The organism is Kitasatospora sp. NPDC089509 (assembly GCF_044749365.1).
Classification (GTDB): Bacteria; Actinomycetota; Actinomycetes; order Streptomycetales; family Streptomycetaceae; genus Kitasatospora.
Genome location: NZ_JBIVHS010000005.1, coordinates 486881 through 510102 on the forward strand (window position 1 = coordinate 486881; position 23222 = coordinate 510102).

The 23222-nt window shown below is 73.2% G+C and carries 21 protein-coding genes and 2 riboswitches; of the genes, 15 read left to right on the forward strand and 6 right to left on the reverse strand.

Annotation, left to right across the window (positions count from 1 at the left end; genetic code table 11):
• Positions 1 to 2: 2 nt before the first annotated feature.
• Positions 3 to 812, reverse strand: a complete 810-nt coding sequence (locus ACIP4P_RS14385) for a c-type cytochrome (RefSeq protein WP_350515898.1) — start codon at positions 810 to 812, stop codon at positions 3 to 5.
• 187 nt (positions 813 to 999) lie between these two features.
• On the reverse strand, positions 1000 to 1620 hold the full coding sequence (locus ACIP4P_RS14390) for a heme-copper oxidase subunit III (RefSeq protein WP_350515899.1): 621 nt from the start codon (positions 1618 to 1620) through the stop codon (positions 1000 to 1002).
• A 396-nt stretch (positions 1621 to 2016) separates the two neighbouring features.
• On the opposite strand from ACIP4P_RS14390, the gene ACIP4P_RS14395 reads away from it, so the two are divergent.
• The 3 genes from ACIP4P_RS14395 (at position 2017) to ACIP4P_RS14405 (ending at position 5443) form a co-directional block, all read left to right on the forward strand.
• Positions 2017 to 2442 (forward strand): hypothetical protein, encoded by a 426-nt coding sequence (locus ACIP4P_RS14395; protein WP_400917765.1) that lies wholly within the window; start codon positions 2017 to 2019, stop codon positions 2440 to 2442.
• A gap of 118 nt (positions 2443 to 2560) precedes the next feature.
• Positions 2561 to 3637, forward strand: coding sequence for an anthranilate phosphoribosyltransferase (trpD, locus tag ACIP4P_RS14400; RefSeq protein WP_350515901.1), 1077 nt, complete (start codon positions 2561 to 2563; stop codon positions 3635 to 3637).
• 272 nt (positions 3638 to 3909) lie between these two features.
• Positions 3910 to 4025, forward strand: a riboswitch (SAM riboswitch).
• Between the two features lie 53 nt (positions 4026 to 4078).
• Positions 4079 to 5443 (forward strand): aminotransferase class V-fold PLP-dependent enzyme, encoded by a 1365-nt coding sequence (locus ACIP4P_RS14405; protein ID WP_400917766.1) that lies wholly within the window; start codon positions 4079 to 4081, stop codon positions 5441 to 5443.
• Positions 5444 to 5458: 15 nt separating this feature from the next.
• Here ACIP4P_RS14405 and ACIP4P_RS14410 read toward each other — a convergent pair whose 3' ends face one another.
• Together ACIP4P_RS14410 and ACIP4P_RS14415 are read right to left on the reverse strand one after the other, a co-directional pair.
• Complete coding sequence (locus ACIP4P_RS14410) at positions 5459 to 5740, reverse strand: Lrp/AsnC ligand binding domain-containing protein (protein WP_350515903.1); 282 nt, start codon at positions 5738 to 5740, stop codon at positions 5459 to 5461.
• A 41-nt stretch (positions 5741 to 5781) separates the two neighbouring features.
• Positions 5782 to 6564: a rhomboid family intramembrane serine protease gene (locus ACIP4P_RS14415; protein WP_400917768.1), complete on the reverse strand. Its 783-nt coding sequence runs from the start codon at positions 6562 to 6564 to the stop codon at positions 5782 to 5784.
• A 200-nt stretch (positions 6565 to 6764) separates the two neighbouring features.
• On the opposite strand from ACIP4P_RS14415, the gene ACIP4P_RS14420 reads away from it, so the two are divergent.
• From ACIP4P_RS14420 to ACIP4P_RS14445, 6 genes are all read left to right on the forward strand, one after another.
• Positions 6765 to 7028: a hypothetical protein gene (locus ACIP4P_RS14420; protein WP_400917770.1), complete on the forward strand. Its 264-nt coding sequence runs from the start codon at positions 6765 to 6767 to the stop codon at positions 7026 to 7028.
• Positions 7029 to 7295: 267 nt separating this feature from the next.
• The gene (locus ACIP4P_RS14425) at positions 7296 to 8606 is read left to right on the forward strand and encodes an NYN domain-containing protein (protein WP_400917815.1); all 1311 of its coding nucleotides are present in this window, start codon (positions 7296 to 7298) and stop codon (positions 8604 to 8606) included.
• Positions 8607 to 8805: 199 nt separating this feature from the next.
• A complete protein-coding gene (locus tag ACIP4P_RS14430) occupies positions 8806 to 9840 on the forward strand; it encodes an NlpC/P60 family protein (RefSeq protein WP_350515906.1) in 1035 nt (344 codons plus the stop codon).
• 336 nt (positions 9841 to 10176) lie between these two features.
• Positions 10177 to 10333: riboswitch (cyclic di-AMP (ydaO/yuaA leader) on the forward strand.
• A gap of 10 nt (positions 10334 to 10343) precedes the next feature.
• Entirely contained in the window at positions 10344 to 11468 is a 1125-nt protein-coding gene (locus ACIP4P_RS14435) for an NlpC/P60 family protein (protein ID WP_400917772.1), read from the forward strand.
• 243 nt (positions 11469 to 11711) lie between these two features.
• A complete protein-coding gene (locus tag ACIP4P_RS14440) occupies positions 11712 to 12758 on the forward strand; it encodes an NlpC/P60 family protein (RefSeq protein ID WP_350515908.1) in 1047 nt (348 codons plus the stop codon).
• Positions 12759 to 12913: 155 nt separating this feature from the next.
• Entirely contained in the window at positions 12914 to 13945 is a 1032-nt protein-coding gene (locus tag ACIP4P_RS14445) for a hypothetical protein (RefSeq protein ID WP_400917775.1), read from the forward strand.
• Between the two features lie 30 nt (positions 13946 to 13975).
• On the opposite strand, the gene ACIP4P_RS14450 is transcribed toward ACIP4P_RS14445, so the two are convergent.
• Positions 13976 to 15352 carry a glycosyltransferase 87 family protein gene (locus ACIP4P_RS14450; RefSeq protein WP_400917777.1) on the reverse strand — a complete coding sequence of 459 codons (1377 nt, stop codon included), beginning with the start codon at positions 15350 to 15352 and terminating at the stop codon, positions 13976 to 13978.
• A 211-nt stretch (positions 15353 to 15563) separates the two neighbouring features.
• On the opposite strand from ACIP4P_RS14450, the gene ACIP4P_RS14455 reads away from it, so the two are divergent.
• On the forward strand, positions 15564 to 16700 hold the full coding sequence (locus ACIP4P_RS14455; protein WP_400917779.1) for a glycosyltransferase family 4 protein: 1137 nt from the start codon (positions 15564 to 15566) through the stop codon (positions 16698 to 16700).
• A gap of 70 nt (positions 16701 to 16770) precedes the next feature.
• Here the strand turns inward: ACIP4P_RS14455 and ACIP4P_RS14460 are convergent, their stop codons facing one another.
• Complete coding sequence (locus ACIP4P_RS14460; protein WP_400917780.1) at positions 16771 to 18564, reverse strand: AMP-dependent synthetase/ligase; 1794 nt, start codon at positions 18562 to 18564, stop codon at positions 16771 to 16773.
• 347 nt (positions 18565 to 18911) lie between these two features.
• On the opposite strand from ACIP4P_RS14460, the gene ACIP4P_RS14465 reads away from it, so the two are divergent.
• The 5 genes from ACIP4P_RS14465 to ACIP4P_RS14485 all read left to right on the forward strand — a co-directional run bounded on the left by ACIP4P_RS14465 (position 18912) and on the right by ACIP4P_RS14485 (position 23131).
• Complete coding sequence (locus tag ACIP4P_RS14465) at positions 18912 to 19346, forward strand: SRPBCC family protein (RefSeq protein WP_350515651.1); 435 nt, start codon at positions 18912 to 18914, stop codon at positions 19344 to 19346.
• 24 nt (positions 19347 to 19370) lie between these two features.
• Positions 19371 to 20543, forward strand: coding sequence for an ArsA family ATPase (locus ACIP4P_RS14470; protein ID WP_400917782.1), 1173 nt, complete (start codon positions 19371 to 19373; stop codon positions 20541 to 20543).
• 93 nt (positions 20544 to 20636) lie between these two features.
• Positions 20637 to 21041, forward strand: a complete 405-nt coding sequence (locus tag ACIP4P_RS14475) for a DUF5304 family protein (protein ID WP_400917784.1) — start codon at positions 20637 to 20639, stop codon at positions 21039 to 21041.
• Between the two features lie 192 nt (positions 21042 to 21233).
• Entirely contained in the window at positions 21234 to 22175 is a 942-nt protein-coding gene (locus tag ACIP4P_RS14480) for an ROK family glucokinase (protein ID WP_400917786.1), read from the forward strand.
• Between the two features lie 182 nt (positions 22176 to 22357).
• Positions 22358 to 23131 carry an endonuclease/exonuclease/phosphatase family protein gene (locus tag ACIP4P_RS14485; RefSeq protein WP_400917788.1) on the forward strand — a complete coding sequence of 258 codons (774 nt, stop codon included), beginning with the start codon at positions 22358 to 22360 and terminating at the stop codon, positions 23129 to 23131.
• Positions 23132 to 23222 lie beyond the last annotated feature (91 nt).

Here is a 23222-nt window from a genome sequence, read left to right on the forward strand (position 1 = left end):
GCTCATGACTTCTTGGCCTTGGTGGTGTGGGCGGCGACCCAGATCGCGACCGCGATGAGCGTGCCGAGGCCGAAGATCCAGCCGAACAGACCCTCGGTCACCGGACCGAGGCTGCCCAGGGTGAGACCGCCGGGGTTGGGCTCATCGTTGGTGGTGTGGCGGACGAAGGCCACGATCTGCTTCTTCTGCTCCTCGGGCATGGTGCTGTCCGGGAACGACGGCATGTTCTGCGGGCCGGTCTGCATGGCCTCGTAGATGTGCTTGGCGTCCACGCCCTCCAGCGACGGGGCGTACTTGCCCTTGGTCAGGGCACCACCCTGACCGGCGAAGTTGTGGCACTGGGCGCAGTTGGTGCGGAACAGCTCCCCACCCTTGGAGATGTCGTCAGGGTTGGTCGAGGAGTACTGCTTCGCGTCCGGGGCGATCGGGCCGGGGCCGAGCGACTGGACGAAGGCGGCGAGCTGGTCGATCTCGCCCTGGGTGTAGATGGCCTTCTTGCGCGGCACCTGGGCACCGGGCTGCTGGGCCGGCATGCGACCGGTACCGACCTGGAAGTCGACGGCGGCGGAGCCCACGCCGACCAGGCTCGGACCGTCACTGCTGCCCTGGCCGTTCAGGCCGTGGCAGGAGGAGCAGCCGACGGCGAAGAGCTTCTTGCCCTCATCGATCGCGAGCGACTGCGCGGCGACGTCGGCCTGCGCCTTGTCGGCGGGCGCGAACATGCCGTACAGCCCCCCGGTTGCCGCCAGGGCGAGAAGTAGGACGACCAGCGCCGCCAATGGGTGGCGCCGTCGTGCGGAGAGCTTTTTCACGGAATAACCCCGGTGTCAGGATCTGGTCGACTGGTGGGTGCACCCGGCTGCCGGTCTGGCCGGCACGAGGCTGCCTGTCCAAGGCTGCGCGCGCGGTCGGTCGGTGGGAGCGTCGGCACCGGCAGAAGCGGCCCGTCGCCGGTGAGGGCGGGGGCCGCAGCCGGTGGCCAGCGACCTGATCAGCTGGTTACTTGATCAGGTAGATGGTCGCGAACAGACCGATCCACACGACGTCGACGAAGTGCCAGTAGTAGGACACGACGATCGCGGCGGTGGCCTGCTCGTGAGTGAAGCGCTTGGCTGCGTACGTCCGTCCGAGGACCAGCAGGAAGGCGATCAGACCGCCCGTCACGTGCAGACCGTGGAAGCCGGTGGTCAGGTAGAACACCGTGCCGTACGGGTCCGAGGACAGCGAGAGGCCGTCGTTCTTGACCAGCTCGGTGTACTCGTAGACCTGACCGCCGATGAAGATCGCGCCCATGAAGAACGTGAGGGCGAACCACGCGCGGAGCTTCTTCACGTCACCGCGCTCGGCGGCGAACACGCCGAGCTGGCAGGTGAGCGAGGAGAGCACCAGGATCGTGGTGTTGATCGAGGAGAACGTCACGTTGAGGGCGTGCGCCTTCTCGGCCCAGAACTCGGCTCCCTTGACGGAGCGGAGCGTGAAGTACATCGCGAAGAGCGCCGCGAAGAACATCAGCTCGGAACTGAGCCAGACGATCGTTCCGACGCTGACCATGTTCGGTCGATTGACCGATCCGTGCGCGTGCCCGGTTTCTGTTGCTGTTGCTGTCGCCACGACGGACATTATGTCGGTCCCTTATTCCGTCTTCACGTCGGGGGGTGTCCCTCGGAGTGTCCGGTGCGTGCGGTATGCCCGCTTGAAGGGCGGCGAGGGGGCCGTACGGGGGCTGAGCAGTGGGGTGTCCCTTTTCTGACGGTTCCTCTGTCGGGCCCGCCACCCCCTTGCCCAGTGCGTCGTTGCGCGGACGGCGCAGTCGCGGGTTGTAGGGGAGAGGACCCCGGATGGGCCGTCCGGGTGGACCGGGCGGGGTGGGGTGACGGGCCGTCCTCCGGGCGGGTGAGCGGCGGGCGCGTCGGCTTGAGGGGGAACGTGCGCGAGGGGGACCGGTGACGGGGGAAACGGGGGTAGCATCCGGATCAGGTGAACGTGGTCCGGATCACACTTGAGGGAGCAGGGTCCATGGCGTACACGACCGACGAGACGCTCACCGTCCTCGTCTACAGCGACGACCGCAACACCCGCGAGCAGGTGCTGACGGCCCTCGGCCGTCGGCCCGCCGAGGATCTTCCGGAGCTGTCCTACCTGGAGTGCGCGACCACCCCCGCGGTGCTCAAGGCGTTGGAGAAGGGCGGCATCGACCTCTGCGTGCTGGACGGCGAGGCGGTTCCGGCCGGCGGGCTGGGCCTCGGGCGCCAGCTCAAGGACGAGATCTACGGCTGCCCGCCGGTGCTGGTGCTGATCGGCCGGCCGCAGGACTCCTGGCTGGCCGCCTGGAGCCGGGCCGATGCCGCGATCTCCCACCCGGTGGACCCGGTGGCGCTGGCCGAGGCGGTCGCCGTCCTGCTGCGGGCCCGGCTGGCCAAGCGGGCCCCGGCGAGCCGTTGAGCGGTGCCGTCTCAGTAGGAGAGAAGTCGGGGCCGTAGCCGCCCCGCCGCTCGATAGGCTGACTCCATCCGTACGGACGTCCCCCGGAGCGGGGAACCGACAACAGCTGGAGTCAGCCATGGTGAACGTGAACCCTGCGAACGGTGGTACCGACCCCGCGCAGGTGGTCCGCACCTGGCCGGACCTCCTGGCGGCGTTGTTGAAGGGGGAGGACCTCGACCGCTCCTCCACCGCGTGGGCGATGGACCGGATCATGAGCGGCGAGGCGTCCCCCGTCCAGGTGGCCGGGTTCATGGTGGCGCTGCGGGCCAAGGGCGAGTCGGTCGAGGAGATCTCCGGCCTGGTCGACGCGATGTACGACCACGCCGAGCCGCTGGACATCCCCGGCCCGGCGGTCGACATCGTCGGCACCGGCGGCGACCGGGCGAAGACCGTCAACATCTCCACCATGTCGGCGATCGTCGCGGCCGCGGCCGGGGCCAAGGTGGTCAAGCACGGCAACCGGTCGGCCTCCTCCACCAGCGGCTCCTCGGACGTGCTGGAGAAGCTCGGGGTCGCGCTGGACCTGTCGCCCCGGCGGGTGGCCCAGGTGGCCGAGGAGGTCGGGCTCACCTTCTGCTTCGCGGCGAAGTTCCACCCCTCGATGCGGCACGCCGCCACCGCGCGACGCGACCTCGGGGTGCCGACCGCCTTCAACATCCTCGGTCCGCTGACCAACCCGGCCAAGGTCACCGCGCACGCGGTCGGCTGCTTCGACACCCGGCTCGCCGGGCTGATCGCCGGGGTGCTGGCCCGGCGCGGGGCGACCGCGCTGGTGTTCCGCGGCGACGACGGGCTGGACGAACTGACCATCACCACCACCTCGCAGGTGTGGGTGGTGCGCGACGGGGTGGTCACCGAGACCACCTTCGACCCGCGGGACGTCGGCATCGAGCTGGTCGGCATCGAGGCGCTGCGCGGGGCCGACGCCGCGTACAACGCGGAGGTCGCCCGGCGACTGCTGGCGGGGGAGCGCGGGCCGGTGCGGGACGCCGTCCTGCTGAACACCGCGGCGGCACTGGTCGCGCTCGACCTGGGTGACGCGCCGCTGACGGAGCAGCTCGCGGCGGGCATGGTGCGGGCGGCCGAGGCGATCGACTCGGGCCGGGCGCAGGATCTGCTGCGGCGCTGGTCGGAGGCCACCAGCCGGATCTGAGGCGGCAGTTGAGGGCCCGGGCCGGTTCCGCCGCCCCGGGCCCTTCCCGTCCGACCCGGGCCCTTCCGCCCGCCCCGCCCCCCGGTGCCCCGCCCCGAGCCGAAGGGGCGCGCCGGTGCCGAAAGGGAGAAGCGAGGGAGCGACGAAGGAGCGAGGGAGCGCCGACCGTCGGCACCGGATCAGAGCGCCCCGGAGGCGAGCGGGCGAGAACACTGTCCGGATGGTGGATGACTGTTTGACCGTCCGACGTACCCGACCTAGAGTCTTCGCCAGGTCATGAGTGACAGCGTCAAGCCCCAGCTGGCTGTCCGGCAACCCTCCGTCCGTGGCGGGGTGCCCTGGGTGAGGACCGGGTCGCCGGAAGCCGTCCGTGCGACAAGCGCGGACGCCCGACGAGCAGCACTCCCGGGGGTCCCTGACCCGTAGAAGGAGTGCATCCTCATGTCCGTCTCCGTCGAAACCCTCGCCCCGCTCGCCGTCCTCGGCCAGGACGTCCAGGTCCCGCTGGCCAGCGGCGAGAAGGTCGGTTACGCGGCGCTCGACTACGCGGCCAGCGCGCCTGCGCTCCAGCGGGTCTGGGACGACGTCGCCGCCTACGCGCCGTACTACGGCAGCGTGCACCGCGGCGCCGGGTACCTGTCGCAGCTGTCCACCGACCTGTTCGAGCAGAGCCGGCGGACCGTCGCCGAGTTCCTCGACCTGCGCGCCGACGACCAGGTGGTCTTCACCCGGGCCACCACCGACTCGCTCAACCTGCTGGCCGGCGCGGTGCCGGCCGGCACCCGGGTGTTCGCCTTCGAGACCGAGCACCACGCCTCGCTGCTGCCCTGGGCGCACGCGGGGCTGGAGGTCGACTACCTGCGGGCGCCGCGCTCGCGGGCCGAGGCGGTGGCGGCGCTGGAGAGCGCGCTGGCCGCGGCGCCCGAGGGGCCGAAGCTGCTGTGCGTCACCGGCGCCTCCAATGTGACCGGCGAGCTGTGGCCGGTCGCCGAGCTGACCGCGACCGCGCACCGGCACGGCGCCCGGGTGGTGCTGGACGCGGCCCAGCTGGCCCCGCACCACCGGGTCTCGGTCCGCGAACTGGACGTCGACTGGATCGCCTTCTCCGGCCACAAGCTCTACGCGCCGTTCGGGGCCGGGGTGCTGGCCGGTCGGTCGGACTGGCTGGACGCGGCCGAGCCGTACCTGGCCGGCGGCGGGGCGACCCGGACGGTGGCCCGGGAGCTGGACGGCTCGGTGGCGGTGCAGTGGCACACCGGCCCGGCCCGGCACGAGGCCGGTTCGCCGAACGTGATCGGCGCCTACGCGATCGCCTCGGCCTGTCGGGCGCTCACCGAGGCCGGCTTCGACGCGCTGGAGGCCCGGGAGCGGCAGCTGGTCGAGCGGCTGACGGCGGGGCTGGCGGAGATCCCGGAGGTCCGGGTGCTGAACCTGTTCGGCGCCGGCTCGGCCCGGGTGGGCGTGCTGTCCTTCGTGGTCCGGGGCTGGAACAGCTCGCACTTCTCGGCCGCGCTGTCGGCCGAGTACGGCATCGGGGTGCGGGACGGGCTGTTCTGCGCGCACCCGCTGGTGCGGACGCTGCTCGGGGAGGAGGAGGTGGCGCCGTCCGAGTGCGGGGCGCCGGAGTCCTCGCTGCCCGGGGAGCGCAGCCTGAACGCGATCCGGGTGAGCTTCGGGGCCGGCACGCCGGACGAGCACGTGGAGCGCTTCCTGACCGCCGTCCGCGAGCTGGTCACCGACGGCGCGGCGTGGAACTACCGCAACGAGGGCGGCCGTTGCGTCGTCGACACCCGTCGCGAGGGCTGAGCCCCACGCGTCGTCCTACTCGTCCAGGCCGAGCGCGAAGGCCGCTTCCAGGTCGTGCTGGGAGTAGGTGCGGAAGGCGATCTGGGTCTCGGTGTGTGCCACGCCCGGGACCTTGTTGAGCCGGCCCGGGATGACGTCGGCGAGGTCGTCGTGACGGCGTACCCGGACCATCGCCACCAGGTCGTAGCCGCCGGTCACCGAGTACACCTCGCTGACGCCGTCGATCGCGGCGATGGCCTCGGCGATCTCCGGGATGCGGTCGACGCTGGTCTTGATCAGGACGATGGCAGTGATCACGGTGCGGGCTCCTTCATGGGGTGCGGTCAGCGTATCGGGCCTCAGCCGGGTCGTCTCGGGGGGTGTCCGACGACGGTGCAGGCGTACAGGAAGCCGGCCGAGAAGCCGATCACGTGCACCAGGTAGGCCACTCCGGGCCCGGCCGAGTGCACCGACCACCACTGCAGGGCGAACCAGAGGCCGAGCACCAGCCAGGCCGGGAAGCGCAGCGGGAGGAAGAGGAGCAGTGGGACCAGGGTGGTCACCCTGGCCCGCGGGTGGAAGCGCAGGTAGGCGCCGAGCACGGCGGAGATCGCCCCGGAGGCGCCGATCAGGACCCGGGTGGAGTCGGGGGAGTGTGCCTCGGCGAGCGCGAAGCCGTACGAGGCCAGGCTGCCGGCCGCCAGGTAGAAGAGGAGGAACCTGGCCCGGCCGACCCGCCGTTCGACGGTGGGGCCGAAGACGTGGAAGAAGAGCAGGTTGCCCAGCAGGTGCAGCCAGCCGGCGTGCAGGAAGAGGCCGGTGAGGGCGGACACGGCCGGGTGCTTGCCCGGGGTCGGGGCGGCGGGGCAGCCGGGGACCGGGGCGGGGGCCTCGGCCAGCTGCTCGGCGGTGAGCGGGTGGCCCGTCAGCAGTTCGGCGGGGACGGCGCCCCAGCGCTGCTCGTAGCGCTGCTCGGCGCAGATCCGGGCCTGGCCGGTGCCGTACAGCGGGTTCAGGCCGGCCGCCGGGCCGAGCAGGAAGACCAGGGTGTTGAGCGCGATCAGGGCGTAGGTGACGGCCGGGGCGGGAACCGCCGGGCGGCCGTCCCGCGCATCGGTGTGGTCGGGGGCCGCGAGCGCCATGCGGCCAAGCATTCCTCCGGACACCGCACATGACACGCCCGTTTACGGCAGGTGGACTAGCCATCAAGTTCGACTGACCGGTGGTCGTGACGGTTGCCCCAGGCAATAGGCTTGGGCCGGGCGATCCCGCCTCCCGCCGCCGATGCCGGGGCTCCGGGGGAGCGCCTGACCGCCCAGGGACCAGCCGAGAGGATCCCCCGATGACCGTCCCCGCCCTGACCGCCGAGACGCGCTGGCGCTGCACGCTGTGCGGCAACCTCACCCGCTTCGACGTGACCCGCACCGCGCGGGTCACCGAGTTCCTCCACTTCGACCTGGCCGGCGACTCCAAGGTCGAGGAGACCGAGGTGCACAGCGAGACGGTCGAGTCGGTGCGGTGCCGCTGGTGCAACGCGGTGGACCAGGTCGAGCTGGTGGCCCGCCCGGGCGCCGAGGGTGCGGAGGCCCCCGCCGAGCAGGGCTGATCCCGGCCGGTGCGGTGGGCGGCGCGTGACGCGGCCGTCCACCGCACGGGACAATACAGACAAGACGCACGGAGCGTGACGACAGGGGCGGCCGTCGGCCGTACCCGCTGGACCAGGATCGGAGCCGAGGACGTGGTGGACGCAGCGAGGGAGCCCGCCGACGCGCAGGGGCTTCAGCCCGCTGCGCAGGCACCGGCGTCGGAGGACGGGGCGGCCCCGTTCGAGACCCCGCTCCCGGACCCGGCCGGTGGCGCCGTCGAGCGCCCGGTGGAGAAGCTGGACCGGCCGCTGCCCGAGGGCGTGCGCCGGCGCGTGGTCGGCCTGGCCTCGGACGCGCTGGGCGGGCTGCCGCCCGGGGAGCTGCCGCAGAGCCTGCGTCAGTACGTGAAGTTCACCCCCGCGCGGCGGGCCAAGTACGCGGCCACCGCGCTGGCGGCCGCGCTGGAGTCCGAGCCGGCCTTCCGGGTGCGGATAGCGGAGCGGCTGCGGCTGGGCCAGCCGGACCTGGTGAAGGCGCTGGAGTCGGGCAGCGTCCCCGGCGCCGCCGATCCGATGGACGTCGCGGCCGCCGCCTACCTGGTGCGTTCGGCGGGCTGGAGCCGGCTGGTCGCCGAGGTGGGTGAGGAGGTCGAGCGGGCCGGTGCCGAGGACGCGGCGGCGGAGGCCACTCGGCTGGTGGAGAAGCTGCAGGCCGAGCTCGCCGAGGTGCGGGCCGCCGCGCGGGCGGACCTGGACCGGCAGCGGGCGGAGTCCGAGGGGGTCCGGCGGGAGGCCGAGTCGCTGCGCAAGAAGGTGCGGTCGCTGGAGAGCGACACCCGCCGGGCGCAGGCCGAGACCCGGCGGGTGTCCGGGGAGCTGGAGGCCGTGAAGGCGCAGGCCACGGGTGAGCGCAGTGCGGCCGAGGGCGAGGCCCGGCGGTTGCGGCACCGGGTGTCCGAGCTGGAGAACGCGGTCGAGCAGGGCCGCCGCTCGGCCCGGGAGGGGCGCAGCGTCGAGGACATGCGGCTGCGGCTGCTGCTGGACACCGTGCTGCAGTCGGCGCAGGGCCTGCAGCGCGAGCTGGCGCTGCCGGTCTCCCAGATCCGCCCGGCGGACCTGGTCGAGGCGGTGGTGCCGGGGGCGGCCTCGCCGCACGACGTGGCCCGGCGCGGCCTGGCCGACGACGATCCGGCGCTGCTGGACCAGCTCCTGGCGATCCCGCAGGTGCACCTGGTGGTGGACGGCTACAACGTGACCAAGACCGGGTACCCGACGCTGCCGCTGGAGCAGCAGCGGATCCGGCTGCTGGGCGGACTGGCGATGCTGGCCCAGCGCACCCAGGCGGAGGTCACCTGTGTGTTCGACGGGCAGGACCTGGACGTCCCGGTCATCATGGCGCCGCCGCGCGGGGTGCGGGTACGGTTCAGCCGGACCGGGGAGACCGCGGACGAGCTGATCCGTCGTCTGGTCCGGGCCGAGCCCCAGGGCCGTCCGGTGGTGGTGGTGTCCACCGACCGGGAGATCGCGGAGGGCGTGCGGAAGGCGGGCGCGCGCCCGGTGGCCTCGGTGCTGCTGCTGAACCGGCTGGCCCGGCCCTGACCGGGGCCGGAGGGCGTGACGGCAGCTCAGTGCGGTGACCGCGGGGGTGTGCGGATCCGGTGAAGCCCGTGGGGGAACCGGAGTTCACGCCTTCGGGGGAGTGGCAAAACGGATAGATCTTCACTAGGGTCTGGCGTCAAACCTATTTTCCGGAATCTCACCTGATCAGGTGAGTCCGATGGAAGAAGGAGCCGGTCCCTTGGCCTCCCACCGCCGTCCCAAGCAGCCGAGCCGCGCGCGGGTCTCCGTGCTCACCGCGGCCGCTGCGACCGCGGTCGCCCTCTCCGCCCAGGTGGCCGCGCACGCCGCGCCGCAGCCGAACAAGTCGGACGTCAAGGCGCAGATCGACCAGCTCCAGCAGGAGCAGGAGCAGGCGGCCGAGAAGTACAACGGCGCCAAGGAGCGGGCCGACCAGCTCCGCAAGCAGGCCGACCAGCTGCAGGACCAGGTGGCCCGCAGCCAGGACCAGATGAGCCAGCTGCAGGTGGGCCTGGCCCAGGTCGCGGGCGAGCAGTACCGCACCGGCGGCATCGACCCCTCCGTCCAGCTGATGCTCTCCTCCGACCCGTCCGGCTACCTGGAGAAGGCGTCCAGCGTCCAGCAGGCCAGCGCCAGCCAGACCGAGGCGCTCAAGGGCCTGCTCGACCAGCAGCGCCGGCTGGACCAGGAGAAGGCCGAGGCGGCCGCCGTGCTGGCCTCGCTGGACTCCACCACCAAGGACCTGAACCAGGCCAAGTCGGACGTCAACACCAAGCTGAAGTCCGCCCAGGACCTGCTGAACTCGCTCAGCGCCGCCGACCGGGCCGCGCTGCGGGCCCAGCAGCAGCAGGACGACCGCGCCTCGCGCGGCAGCGACCGGGTCGACCTGAGCAACCTGCCGCCGGCCAGCGGCTACGCGGCGGTGGCCGTGGCGAAGGCGATGAGCAAGCAGGGCTCGCCGTACGTGTGGGGCGCCACCGGGTCGAGCACCTTCGACTGCTCCGGTCTGATGGTCTGGGCGTACGGCCAGGCCGGCGTCTCGCTGCCGCGCACCTCGCAGGAGCAGGGCCACATCGGGACCGCCGTCACGCTGGCCACGGCCCAGCCGGGCGACCTGGTGATCTACGGCGGGGACATGCACCACGTGGCGATGTACATCGGCAACGGCATGGTGGTCCACGCGCCGCACACCGGTGACGTGGTGAAGGTGATGAAGGCCGACGCGATGTCGATCAACACCATCCGCCGGATCTGACGGAACGACACGCCGCGAGCCCCGTTCCGACCCTGTGATCCGCGCCACCCTCCGATCGGGGGTGGCGCTTCGGGTTGGCCCGTTCAGCGGTCGAGCGATGAGACCTGATCAGCTTTGCGTACGGTGGCGATCACGATCAGTCATTTTCACAAAAGAACCTGGGTAATCTTCCGTCTTTTTTCTGACAAGGATTTGAACGGATCACGGTTCAGTTACTAGGGTCGTGCTCCGAACCACCGCACTGTCGATCACCCAGCCTGGGTGGCGGCGGTGGTTACCGCCGAGTTCGCGAAACAGCGGGGCAGGTCGAAGCGACTGCCCGACAGGGGAGCCCAGTAGTCGGGGGCGCTGCGGAGCGGAGCCGGGGAACCACACGTTCCTCCGGGGTGAATCGGCGCCAGGTCGGCCGCGCTAGTGGCCGGTGAGGCGTCGTAGGGCATGCTTCCGGCCCGAACCCGTCAGCTCACCCGGTAGGCGGACGTAGGAAGAAGGAGTCCGCCTTCGTGGCGTCCCATCGTCGTCCCAAGCCCGCCAGCCGCGCTCGTGTCTCGATCCTCACCGGCGTCGCCGCCGCGGCCGTCGCCCTCTCCGCGCAGTCCGGCGCGCACGCCGACCCGCAGCCGACCAAGGACCAGGTCAAGGAGCAGGTCGACCAGCTCAACGAGCAGGCCGAGCAGGCGACCGAGAAGTACAACGCCGCCCAGGAGAAGCAGCAGGAGCTGGAGAAGCAGGTCTCCGGCCTGCAGGACCAGGTGGCCCGGCAGCAGTCGCAGGTGACCGACCTGCAGGGCGGCCTCGCGGAGATCGCGGGCGAGCAGTACCGCAACGGGGGCATATCCCCGACCGTCCAGCTGATGTTCTCCTCCAGCCCGGACAACTTCCTGAACCAGGCCGGTGCGCTCAATCAGGCCGGCAGCACCCAGAAGAACCAGCTGAAGCAGCTCCAGGAGCAGCAGCGCAAGCTGGACCAGGACCGCACCGAGGCCCAGGGCAAGCTCGCCGAGCTGGAGTCCACCACCACCCAGCTGAAGGCCTCCAAGGACGAGGTCCAGAACAAGCTGAAGGCGGCCCAGGACCTGCTCAACACGCTGACCGAGCAGGAGCGCCAGGCCCTCAAGGCGGCCGAGGACAAGGCCGCCGCCGACGCCAAGGCCAAGGCGGACGCCGCCGCGAAGGCCGCCCAGCAGTCGGCCCCGGACCGCGCCTCGCGCGACAACAGCCGCAGCGACCTCGGCTCGGGCTCGACGTCCGCGCCGGTCAAGGTCGCCCCGGGCAGCTCGCACGGTGCCGCCGCACTGGCCGCCGCCGCCTCCAAGGTCGGCAGCCCGTACGTCTGGGGCGCCACCGGCCCCGGCTCCTTCGACTGCTCCGGCCTGATGGTCTGGGCGTTCAACCAGGCCGGCGTGTCGCTGCCGCGCACCTCGCAGGAGCAGGCCGGCGCCGGCACCCGGATCGGCTCGGACATCTCCCAGGCCCAGCCCGGCGACATGCTGATCTTCTACGGGGACGCCCACCACGTCGGCATCTACGCCGGTAACGGCCAGGTGCTGCACGCTCCCAAGCCGGGCGCCTCGGTCCGCTACGAGGCCGTCTCCAACATGCCGCTGGCTTCCATCGTTCGGGTCTGATCCGGACTCCGCCAGAACGCCGGCCAGGCTTTCCCGGGCCCGGCCCTCCGCCACGGAGGGCCGGGCCTGCGGCTTTTCCGGCGGCTCGGTCGAATGTCCGAATAGGGGTCAAATATTCGGGTCGGGAGGGGTTTGGACTCACTTGCCCGGACTCGCTAACCTCTGCCACCGGACTCCCGCTCGACGGCCGCCCATCGGGGCGCGGCCGCGGGGCCGCGCCGCAGGACTGGAGCCGCTGCCGCCATGGCCGTGCACCGACGTTCCCAACTGCTCGCACGTGCGCTGGTACTGACCGCGGCCGCCACCACGGCCCTGGGCGTGGCGACCGCCGGCAGCGCCCAGGCCGCCCCCGGGGCGCCGGACGCGCCCGACCGCAAGGACGTCAAGGCGCAGGTCGAGCAGCTGTACGACGAGGCCGAGCAGGCCTCGGAGAAGTACAACGCCGCCCAGGAGGCGCAGAAGCGGCTCCTCGGCGAGACCACCGTGCTGCAGGGCGAGGTCGCCGAGGGTCAGGAGCAGCTCAACGAGCTGCGCGGCGACCTGGCCACGGTGGCCGGGGCCGAGTACCGGGGCGGCGGGATGACCCAGACCGCCCAGCTGATGCTCTCCACCGACCCGGAGGGCTACCTCGCCCGGGCCCGCACCCTCGGCCAGGCCGCCGAGCGGCAGCAGGAGACGCTGCACGAGCTGGTCACCCGTCAGCGCCGGCTCGACCAGCGCCGCACCGAGACCGCGGCCAAGCTCGCCGAACTCGACCAGGCCCGCCGCTCGCTGGGCGAGAACAAGCAGCAGATCCAGCAGCGGCTGGCCAAGGCGCAGAAGCTGCTCAACAGCCTGGGCGCGGCGGAGCGGGTCCGGATGGTCGCCCAGGACGCCCGGGAGGCCGAGCAGCGCGCCACCCGGGGCACCGACCGGCTGGACCTCGGCAGCACCCCGGCCGCCTCCGAGCGCGGGGCGGCCGCGCTGGCCGCCGCCGTGCGGATGGTCGGTTCGCCGTACGTCTACGGATCCACCGGGCCCCGTGCCTTCGACTGCTCCGGTCTGATGTACTACAGCTGGCGGCAGGCCGGAGTGACCCTGCCGCGGACCTCGCAGGCCCAGGCGTACGCCGGGCAGCGGATCAGCCTCTCCGAAGCGCGACCGGGAGACCTGGTGATCTTCTACCGGGACATGCACCACGTCGGGATGTACGCCGGCGGCGGGGTGATGGTGCACGCCCCGTACCCGGGGGCCAAGGTCCGGTACGAGAGCGTCAACGCGATGCCGGTCTCGGGGGTGGTCCGGCTCTGAGCGCGACCCCGGAGCCGGTACCGATAGCACCGGCCCGCCGCACGCTGTCCCGGCGCGGTGCGCTGCTGCTGGCGGCCGGCGGGTTCGCCCAGCTGTCGCTGCCCCCGGCCGCCCCGGCGGCGCCGGCGCGGCAGCTCGCCGACCGGCGCGCCGAGGTGGCCGGGCTGCTGGCGGCCCGGGCGCGCTCGCTGCCCGAGTGGTCGGGGCTCACCGGGGCCGAGGCGTCGTACCGCAACCTGGTGCTGCCGTCGTCCGTCGCCGCCGACCGGCTGACCGTGGCCGCGGAGCTGGTGGTGCGGATCGCCGGGTACGACGAGTACCCGGTGGTGTACCCGCGCCGGATCGAGCTGGTCCGGGACGAGGGCGGCTGGCGGGTCGTGCACGAGGAGGGCACCGGCGGGCCGCCGGCGCTCTGGGACCTCGGCGCCGTCCGGACCGCCGCCGGCGCCCGGTGCCTGGTCCTCGGCCTCGCCGAGGGGCCCGACCCGGCGGGCCTGGTCCCGGTGGGGGACCGCGCGGTGCCGGCCGTCAGCGCGGTCTGGGGCGAGGCCTGGTCCGGTCGGCTGCTGCTCGAACTGCCCGCCACCGAGCCGCAGTTCGCCCGCCTGTTGGAGGCCGACCCGGCGGGTTGGGCGGGCCTGGCGGCGGTCACAGTGGCCGCCCCCGGTGCGCCGCTGCACACCCCGGCGGACCGGGTGGTGATCAACCCCGAGGCGTTCGGGAAGCTCAGCGACTTCGGCCGGCAGGTGGTGGTCACCCACGAGACCACCCATGTCGCGACCCGGGCCGACACCCGGGCCTGGACCCCGCTCTGGCTCTCCGAGGGCGTCGCCGACTGGACCGCCTACCGCGACTCCGGGCGCACCCCCCGGCAGATCGCCCCCGAGCTGGCCGGGGACGTCGCCGCCGGGAAGCTGCCCACCGCGCTGCCCGCCGACGCGGACTTCGCCGCGGGGGCCACCGGCATCGCCCAGGCCTACGAGCAGTCCTGGCTGGCCTGCGACCTGATCGCCCGCCGGTACGGCACCGGTCGGCTGGTCGCCTTCTACCGGGCGGTCGGCGCGGCCGACGGGCAGGGCGAGGACCGGGAGCAGCGCACCGACCGGCTGCTGCGTGCCGTCCTGGGCGTCGGACTGGCGGAGTTCACCCGGCTCTGGCTGGCCGACGTGGCGACTTTGAAGGGCTAGCTCTCGTTAGAGGGTCTCACAGAGCCGGGTTCAGTGGCCGTTCGCCGGCCGGGCGCCCGCCGGTTGGTCGATGCCGTCCAGCAGGTCCTGCTCGTAGGCGATGCCCGGGCGCACCGGGTAGGTGGAGGCGGGCGGCAGGGCCGGGGGCTCGGAGAGCACCACGGTGGGCGGCAGCGGCGCGGCGGCGGCGCGGGTGGAGCGCCAGAGCCGGATGCCGGAGAGCACGGCGGCGGTCAGCAGCAGCAGGTTGCGCAGGCCCAGCACGGTGATCGCCAGCGGTTCGCTGTTGAGCACCTGGGTGAACAGCGTCGGGAACTCCAGCAGGGTGAGCGGGCAGGCGAGCAGGATCAGCAGCGCCACCGGCCGCTGGCTGGTGCCGCGCACGGTCAGGCAGACCGCCGCCACGCCGATCAGCCAGACCAGGTACTGCGGGCTGATCACCCGGCTGGTCACCACGAAGATCAGCAGCGCGCACAGCGCCGCGTCGTACATGGTGGCCGCGTTGCGGCGGCGGGCGGTGAAGCGCCACAGCAGCAGCCAGAGGAAGCCCAGCACGGTGCCGGCCATCATCACCTTGCTGATCACGCCGACCCACGGCCCGAGCATCTCGGGGGAGCCGTAGTTCATGGTGACCTTGCCGTTCCAGCCCCCGGCCATCCGGGCGATGTGCAGCGGCAGCGCGCCGACCGACTCGACCTCGATGCCGCGCGCGCCCTGGAAGGCCAGGAAGCCGAAGGCGCCGTTCATGCCGGCCGCGAGCAGGAAGCCCACCGAGACGGCGGTGGCCGCGGCCAGCGTCCAGGCGCGGCGGGTGCGGCGGCCGGACGGCGTGCCGATCAGGCCCAGCAGCGGCCAGATCTTGACCACGCCGCCCAGGCCCAGCAGCAGCCCGCCGACCGCCGGGCGGCGGATCAGCGCGAGCAGGCCGGCCAGGGTGAGCGCGGTGACCAGGAGGTCGAAGCGGTTGTAGATCATCGGGCCGAGCAGCGGCACGGCGACCACCCACAGCCAGGCGCCGGTCAGGGTCCGGCCCCGGCGCAGCCCGGTGCGGATCAGCAGCGCGGCCGCGGCGGCGTCGGCGATCCCGCAGATCACCCAGAACGAGGTCAGGTACGACCAGGGCAGCAGGCCCGGCAGCAGGATCACCAGCGCGGCGCCGGGCGGGTACTGCCAGGTGACGTCGTCGAACGGGAAGGTGCCGGTCTGCAGCACGCCGTACCAGGCGTGGTAGATCATCCAGACGTCGGCGGTGACGTCGCCGCCGGGGGCCTTCAGCACGCCGGTCATCAGCAGCACCAGCAGGGTGCGGGTGGCCACCCAGGTCGCCCCGAGGGCGGCGAGCGCCCCGAGCGGGCGGCCGAGGCGGCCGCGCGAAGAACCGGACTCGGTGGCCGGGGCCAACTCCACTGCGCTCCTCGTTCGTCTCGACGTCCTCACCGGAGGCGTCGTACGGACGGACGCCCGGGCCGCCGCGTCCGCGGCCTAGGTACTAGGACTGACCCGGGGGTCAAACGGTTGCCGTACGCGGTTCCGTTCCCGGCGGGTCATGGTGTTGACCTATCGTACGGATCACCCAGCGGTACACCGAGCACCCCCCGACCGAGCGAGCCGTGGCCTGATGCACAGAACCTTGATCGTCACCAATGACTTCCCGCCCCGCCCGGGAGGCATCCAGGCCTTCGTGCACAACATGGCGGTCCGTCAGCCCCCCGGGAGCATCGTGGTGTACGCCTCGACCTGGCGGGACGGCTCGGAGGTGCGGCGCTTCGACGCCGAGCAGCCGTTCCCGGTGATCCGGGACCGGACGAAGGTGATGGTTCCCACACCGCGGGTGACCCGGCGGGCCGCCGAGATCCTGCGGGCGGAGCGGTGCGACTCGGTCTGGTTCGGCGCGGCCGCCCCGCTCGGCCTGATGGCGCCCGCGCTGCGCCGGGCCGGGGCCGGGCGGCTGCTCGGCATGACCCACGGGCACGAGGCCGCCTGGGCCCAGCTGCCCGGCTCCCGGCAGCTGCTGCGGCGGATCGGCGCGGGCACCGACGTGCTGACGTACCTGGGGGAGTACACCCGCTCGCGGATCGCCGCCGCGGTCGGGCCGCAGGCCGCGGCCCGGATGGTGCAGCTGCCGCCGGGCGTGGACGAGACGACCTTCCACCCCGGCTCCGGCGGCGCGGAGGTGCGCCGCCGGCTGGGGCTGGCGGACCGGCCGGTGGTGGTCTGCGTCTCCCGGCTGGTGCCGCGCAAGGGCCAGGACACCCTGATCGAGGCGATGCCGCAGATCCTGGCGGACGTGCCGGACGCGGTGCTGCTGATCGTCGGCGGCGGGCCGTACCGGGCGGACCTGGAGAAGCTCGCCGACGCCAAGGGCGTCCGGGCCTCGGTGCGCTTCACCGGCTCGGTGCCCTGGGAGGAGCTGCCCGCCCACTACGGGGCCGGGGACGTCTTCGCGATGCCCTGCCGGACCAGGCGCGGCGGGCTCGATGTGGAGGGGCTGGGGATCGTCTACCTGGAGGCCTCGGCGACCGGCCTGCCGGTGGTCGCGGGGGACTCCGGCGGGGCGCCGGACGCGGTGCTGGAGGGCGAGACCGGGTACGTGGTGCCGGGCGGCTCGGCCGGGGCGGCCGCGGAGCGGATCGTCCGGCTGCTCCGGGACGAGGAGCTGCGGCGGCGGCTCGGCGAGGCCGGGCGGCGCTGGGTGGAGCGCTCCTGGCGCTGGGACCTGCTGGCCGGGCGGCTGACCTCGCTGCTGGCGGGCTAAGGCCTGCCGGCGGGCCGGTGTACGGCGAAGGGCCCCGGGGGATCCCGGGGCCCTTCGCCGTACGCTCCGGTCACTTCTTGTAGAGCGCCTCGATCTCGGCGGCGAAGTCCTTCAGCACGACGTTGCGCTTGAGCTTCAGCGAGGGCGTCAGGTGGCCGCTCTCCTCGGAGAACTCGGTGTCCAGCAGGCGGAACTTCTTGACCGCCTCGGCGTGCGAGACGGCCGCGTTGCCGTCGTCCACCGCGGACTGCAGGGCGGCCAGCAGGTCCGGGTCGTCGGCGAGCTCGGCGACGGTGGCGGTGGCGGGCTTGCCGTTGAGCTCCTTCCACTTCGGGAAGAAGTCCGGGTCGACGGTGACCAGGCAGGCGATGAAGGGCTTGCGGTCGCCGACCACCATGACCTCGCCGACCAGGGCGTGGGCCCGGATCCGGTCCTCGATCACGGCCGGGGCGACGTTCTTGCCGCCCGCGGTGACGATGATCTCCTTCTTGCGGCCGGTGATGGTCAGGTAGCCGTCGGAGTCCAGCGCGCCCAGGTCGCCGGTGGCGATCCAGCCGTCCTTGAGGGTGTCGGCGGTGGCCTGCGGGTTGTTCCAGTAGCCGGTGAAGACGTGCGGGCCCTTGAAGTAGACCTCGCCGTCCTCGGCGATCCGGACCGAGGCGCCGGGGACCGGCTGGCCGACCGTGCCGATCTTCGGCTTGTCCCACGGGTTGAAGGCGGTGGCCGCGCAGGTCTCGGTGAGGCCGTAGCCCTCCAGGACGGTGAAGCCGATGCCCCGGTAGAAGTGGCCGAGCCGCTCGCCGAGCGGGGCGCCGCCGGAGATGGCGTGGGTGGCCCGGCCGCCGAGGGCGGCGCGCAGCTTGCTGTAGACCAGCTTGTCGAACACGGCGTGCTTGAGCCGCAGCACCAGGCCCGCGCCGCCGGCGTCCAGCGCCCGGCTGTAGGCGATCGCGGTGTCGGCGGCCTTGTCGAAGATCTTGCCCTTGCCGTCGGCCTGGGCCTTGGCGCGGGCGGTGTTGTAGACCTTCTCGAACACTCTCGGCACGCCCAGGATCAGGGTCGGCCGGAAGGCGGCCAGCTCGGCGGTGACGTCCCTGATGTCGGAGACGTGGCCGAGCTTGATCGGGGCCATCACCGGGGCGATCTCGGCGATCCGGGCGAGCACGTGGGCCAGCGGCAGGAAGAGCAGTACGGAGCTCTCGCCGGTGCGGAACAGCGGGGCGAGGCGCTCGACCACGTTGCCGCACTCGGCCAGGAAGTTGCCGTGGGTCAGCTGACAGCCCTTCGGGCGGCCGGTGGTGCCCGAGGTGTAGACGATGGTGGCGATGTCGTCGGGGCCGGCGATCGAGCGGCGCTCGTGGACCGTCGTGTCCGGGACGTCCCGCCCGGCCTCGGCGAGCGCGGCCAGCGCGCCGTCCTCGATCTGCCAGGTGTGCTTCAGCTCCGGCAGCCGGTCGCGGACCTCGCCGAGCACCTGGACGTGCTGGGTGGTCTCGGTGATGACGGCGACCGCGCCCGAGTCGCCGAGGATCCACTCGACCTGCTCGGCGGAGGAGGTCTCGTACACCGGCACGGTGATCGCGCCGGCCGTCCAGATCGCGAAGTCCAGCAGCGTCCACTCGTACCGGGTGCGGGACATGACGCCCACCCGGTCGCCGGGCCCGATGCCCGCGGCGATCAGGCCCTTCGCGGCGGCGTGCACCTCGGCGAGGAACTGGACCGAGGTCAACTCCTGCCAGCGGCCGTCCACCTTCCGGCTGAGCACCGCGACGTCCGGGTGCTCCTCGGCGTTCCGGTGCACAGGGTCGGCGAGGTTACCGCCGCTCGGTACCTGGTAGAGGGCCGGAAGGCTGAAGTCGAGCAAGACTGCTCCTCGTTCGCGACGCTGCGGGACGGCAGGACGTTACTGCCCGGTAGGCAGCTTCGACCAGGGGGGTCGGCCCCGGTGTTCGAAGTGTCACACCCGGCCGGGTCGGACCAGGCCGTGACCGGGTCGTTCGACTGGCACCCTACGACAGCCCGTTGGTGACCGGCCGGTAGCATGCTCGGCCGACCGGCCCGGACGGCCCGCGGCCGGTGCCTCCGACGGCCCGCCCCGGTGCCCGCGCGGCCGAGTCGATCGCCGGTCGCGATAGCCTGCTCCGGGCGGACCGGGCCGAGCGCGCCTCGACCCGGACCGGCAGCCAGAGGGACGACGCGGAGGGCCATTCCATGGCGGAGCACACCAGGTCGAGCATCACCATCGACGCGACCCCGGCCACGGTCATGGCCGTGATCGCCGACTTCGCCGCCTACCCGGCCTGGACCGGCGAGGTCAAGGAGATCGAGGTCCTGGAGACCGGCGAGGACGGCCGCGCCGCGAAGGTCCGGCTGCTGCTCGACGCCGGCGCCATCCGCGACGAGCACGTCCTCGCCTACACCTGGGACGGCGACCGCGAGGTCGGCTGGACCCTCGTCCGCAGCCAGATGCTCCGCTCGCTGGACGGCTCCTACACCCTCGCCCCGCTGGCCGGCGGTCGGACCGAGGTCACCTACCAGCTCGCCGTGGACGTCAAGATCCCGATGCTCGGCATGATCAAGCGCAAGGCCGAGAAGGTCATCATCGACCGCGCGCTGGCCGGACTGAAGAAGCGCGTCGAGGGCTGACACGGCGGAACGGGGGCTGACGGCATGACCGCGACACGCACCATCCTGGTCAGCGGCGACGCGGGCGCGCCCGCCGTGGCCGCCGCCACCGCCCTGCACGCCGCCGGGCAGGGCCACCGCACCTGGCTGCTGGCCGCCGACGACCCGCACCGCGCCCTGGACTCCGCGCTCGGCATCCGCCTGGAACCCGAACCGTACGGTTACGCGCCCGGCCTGACGGTCTCCCGGATCGACGAGCAGGCCGCCTTCCGCTACGCCGTCGGCGAGCTCACCGGCCGGCTCAAGCCCGCCCTCGACCTGCTCGGCGCCGAACAGCTCGACCCCGAGGAGCTGACCGCCCTCCCCGGCATCGCCCGGCTCGCCCTGCTGCGCGCCCTGCCCGCCGCCGACCACGACGTCCTGGTGGTGCTCGCCCCGGCCCCCGCCGAGCTGATCGCCACCCTCGCCCTGCCCGAGCAGCTGACCCGCTACCTGGACCGGCTGGTCCCGGAGCAGCGCCAGGCCGCCCGGGCGCTGCGCCCGCTGCTGGCCGGGCTGGCCGGCGTCCCGATGCCCGCCGAGTGGCTGTACGAGGGGCGCACCAAGGCCGCCGCGGTGCTGGCCGAGTCCCGCGCCGCGATCAGCGACCCGGGCACCAGCGTGCGCCTGGTGGTCTCCGCCGACGGCCACCCGTACGAGCAACTGCGCCGGGTCCGGGCCGGGCTCGCGCTGTACGGGCACCGGCCGGACGCCGTCGTGGTGCACGGCGCGCTGCCCCCGGCCGCCGTCGCCTCGCCCGACCCCTGGCTGGCCGAGCTGGCCCGCCGCCGGCAGCAGGAACTGGACCGGCTCGCCGCCGAGACCGACGCCCCGGTGCTGGTCACCGGCCTGGCCGAGGGCACCCTGGAGGCCGTCGCCGAGCGCCTGTACGGGGACGGCCCCGGCCCCGAGCGGCTCGAACCGCAGCCCTGGCCGGTCGAGGACCGGCTCGCCGAGGAAGGCCTGCTGGTCTGGCACCTCGACCTGCCCGGCGCCGACCGGTCCGGACTGGACCTGGTCCGCCGGGGCGACGACCTGGTGATCGGCCTCGGCGCCCACCGCCGGGTGCTCCCGCTGCCCGCCGCGCTGCGCCGCTGCACCGTCGCCGGGGCCGGCCTGCACGAGGGCGTGCTCTCGGTGCGGTTCGCGCCCGACCCGGCGCTCTGGCCGCAGGGCTGACGGGCCTTCCGGCCTTTCGGCCCGGTACGGCCGGTCGGGTAGCGTCGGGCCGAAGGGCCGCGGGGTGCGGCCACGGCTGAGGAGGCGCCCGCGATGACCAGCACCGACGACCGTACCGAGCCCGGCGGCGAGCAGGGGAGCGGGTCGTCGCACCCGTTCGGGGCGGAACTGGGCCCGCTGGTGGACGAGGTCCGCCGGTTCGCCGACGCCGTCGGCGAGAAGGCCCAGGAGGCGAGCGCCACCACCCTGATCGCCCTCTCCGGCCTGGCCGACCGGCTGCGCACCCAGCAGCCGGAGGTCTACACCCACCTCGCCGCGGCCGGCTCCGGGCTGGCCGCTGCGGGTGCCGAACTGCTGGCCGCCTACCGGGTCGCGGTGGCCGGGCACGAGCAGCGCTGGACCTCCGGGGAGGGGGCGCCGGTGGAGAAGATCGACCTCGACGCACCGGGCCGGGCGGAGGGCGCCGACGAGGCTGACGGGCCGTCCGCCAAGCAGTGAATCCGTAACTTTCGCAGCGTGACCGCGTTGCTCTCTTACGTCACGAAGATGGAGATTAGATACGACTTTTGAAGCGTCGCGGCCCGGCTTTCCCGGAATTGTCTTCGGATAATGTATGCGAGGCTGTGTACGGGGGCAGGGTTGGGCGGTACCGTTCCGTCCAGCGGGAACGAGTGAATAGCTGAGGGACACATGGCTCTGACCATCGGCGTCGATGTCGGCGGAACCAAGATCGCGGCAGGTGTGGTCGACGAGGCGGGCGCGATCCTGGCTCGGACCCGGGTGCCCACCCCGGCCGACCCCCAGTGGGCGGTCGACGCCATCGCGCAGGCCGTCCGCGAACTCAAGGACCAGCACCCCGGCGTCACCGCCGTCGGCGTCGGCGCCCCCGGCTTCGTCGACAGCAACCGCTCCACGGTGATCTTCGCGCCCAACATCGACTGGGAGAACGAGCCGCTGCGCGGGCGGATCGAGGAGCTCACCGGCCTGTCCACGGTGGTCGAGAACGACGCCAACTGCGCCGCCTGGGCCGAGTTCCGCTTCGGCGCGGCCGCCGACCACCAGGACATGGTGCTGATCACCGTCGGCACCGGCATCGGCGGCGGCATCGTCCTCGACGGACGGCTGCACCGCGGCCGCTTCGGCGTGGCCGGCGAGATCGGCCACCTCAACATGGTCCCGGACGGCCTGCAGTGCGGCTGCGGCGGCAAGGGCTGCTGGGAGCAGTACGGCTCCGGGCGGGCGCTGCGCCGCTACGGCCGGGAGAAGGCGGCGGCCGACCCGGTGCGCGGCCGGCGGATGCTGGACCTCAACGACGGCGTCGCCGAGACCATCCGCGGCATCCACATCACCGAGGCGGCCGAGGCGGGCGACCCGCTCGCCCTGGAGTGCTACGCCGAGCTCGCCGACTGGCTGGGCCGCGGCATGGCCGACCTGGCCGCGCTGTTCGACCCGGGCGTCTTCGTCCTCGGCGGCGGCGTCTCCGACTCCGGCCGACTGCTGCTCGACCCGGTGGCCAAGGCCTTCGAGCACTACCTGACCGGCGGGGTGCACCGCCCGCGCGCCGAGGTCGTGCTCGCCTCGATGGGCTCCGCGGCCGGCATCGTCGGCGCGGCGGACCTCGCCCGCACCTGAGTGGGATTTCCCCTTCGCCGATATTGCGGCTCAGGGGGACCCCTTCGCCGGTACTGCGGCGCAGGGGTGTGAGACCCGCCGGTGGCGGCGCGACCGGGCCCCGACCGATCCCGGCTGCGCCGCCACCGTCGCATCAGAAACTACCGTCCTCCGTGGTGACACCGCACAGGGGAGGACCACGGATGACCGTCGCGCCCATCGAACCGCCGCCGGGCGGCCCGCGCCGACTGCGCCTGCTCAGCTACAACATCCGCTCGCTGCGCGACGATCGGCGCGCGCTCGCCCGGGTGATCCGGGCCTGCGCGCCCGACCTGGTCTGCGTGCAGGAGTCCCCGCGCTACTGGCGCCCCGAGGGCCAGGCGGCCTGGCTGGCCCGCAGCACCGGGACGGTCGTGCTGTCCGGGGGCGGTCGGACCGCCGCGGGCCCGCTGCTGCTGGGCCGGCCCGGCGCGGTGGAACTGCTGGGCGTGCACGACCGGTTGCTGCCCAAGACCCGCGGCCTGCACGCCCGCGGTTTCGCCACCGCGCTGCTCCGGCTGCCCGGGACCGCCCCGTTCGGCGTCACCAGCTGCCACCTCAGCCTCGACCCCGAGGAGCGGTACGGGCAGTTCGAGCTGCTGCTCGACCAGCTCACGATCGCCGAACAGGGCATCGTGGCAGGGGACTTCAACGAACACCCGGACGGGCCGGGCTGGCAGCTGCTGGCCTCCCGGATGTGGGACGGGTACCCGACCGCGCCCTGGGGCGGCGAGTTCACCTCCGTACCGGAGAACCCCTACCAGCGGATCGACGCCGTCTTCGCCACGCCCGGGATCACCGTGCTCGGCTGCGGGGTGCCGCACGGCCTGCCCGGCGTGGCCGGGGCCGACCTGCGGGCCGCGACCGACCACCTGCCGGTGCTGGCCGTGCTCGAACTGCCGGATGGCCGGCCGGACACGCCGGCCGACACGCTTTAGGGCGTGTCTGACAATTCCCGCCGGGCGCGCGACGCCGGGGCACGCACCTCGCCGCGTTGTCGTCGGTCGCCGATGCTCCGCATGGACTCCC

Bases quoted from the DNA above. Each gene is read 5' to 3' on its own strand.
- ACIP4P_RS14390 (WP_350515899.1), bottom strand. From the start codon at position 1,620: ATGTCCGTCGTGGCGACAGCAACAGCAACAGAAACCGGGCACGCGCAC.
- ACIP4P_RS14395 (WP_400917765.1), top strand. From the start codon at position 2,017: ATGGCGTACACGACCGACGAGACGCTCACCGTCCTCGTCTACAGCGAC.
- trpD (WP_350515901.1), top strand. From the start codon at position 2,561: ATGGTGAACGTGAACCCTGCGAACGGTGGTACCGACCCCGCGCAGGTG.
- ACIP4P_RS14405 (WP_400917766.1), top strand. From the start codon at position 4,079: ATGTCCGTCTCCGTCGAAACCCTCGCCCCGCTCGCCGTCCTCGGCCAG.
- ACIP4P_RS14415 (WP_400917768.1), bottom strand. From the start codon at position 6,564: ATGGCGCTCGCGGCCCCCGACCACACCGATGCGCGGGACGGCCGCCCG.
- ACIP4P_RS14420 (WP_400917770.1), top strand. From the start codon at position 6,765: ATGACCGTCCCCGCCCTGACCGCCGAGACGCGCTGGCGCTGCACGCTG.
- ACIP4P_RS14440 (WP_350515908.1), top strand. From the start codon at position 11,712: ATGGCCGTGCACCGACGTTCCCAACTGCTCGCACGTGCGCTGGTACTG.
- ACIP4P_RS14455 (WP_400917779.1), top strand. From the start codon at position 15,564: ATGCACAGAACCTTGATCGTCACCAATGACTTCCCGCCCCGCCCGGGA.
- ACIP4P_RS14465 (WP_350515651.1), top strand. From the start codon at position 18,912: ATGGCGGAGCACACCAGGTCGAGCATCACCATCGACGCGACCCCGGCC.
- ACIP4P_RS14470 (WP_400917782.1), top strand. From the start codon at position 19,371: ATGACCGCGACACGCACCATCCTGGTCAGCGGCGACGCGGGCGCGCCC.
- ACIP4P_RS14475 (WP_400917784.1), top strand. From the start codon at position 20,637: ATGACCAGCACCGACGACCGTACCGAGCCCGGCGGCGAGCAGGGGAGC.
- ACIP4P_RS14480 (WP_400917786.1), top strand. From the start codon at position 21,234: ATGGCTCTGACCATCGGCGTCGATGTCGGCGGAACCAAGATCGCGGCA.
- ACIP4P_RS14485 (WP_400917788.1), top strand. From the start codon at position 22,358: ATGACCGTCGCGCCCATCGAACCGCCGCCGGGCGGCCCGCGCCGACTG.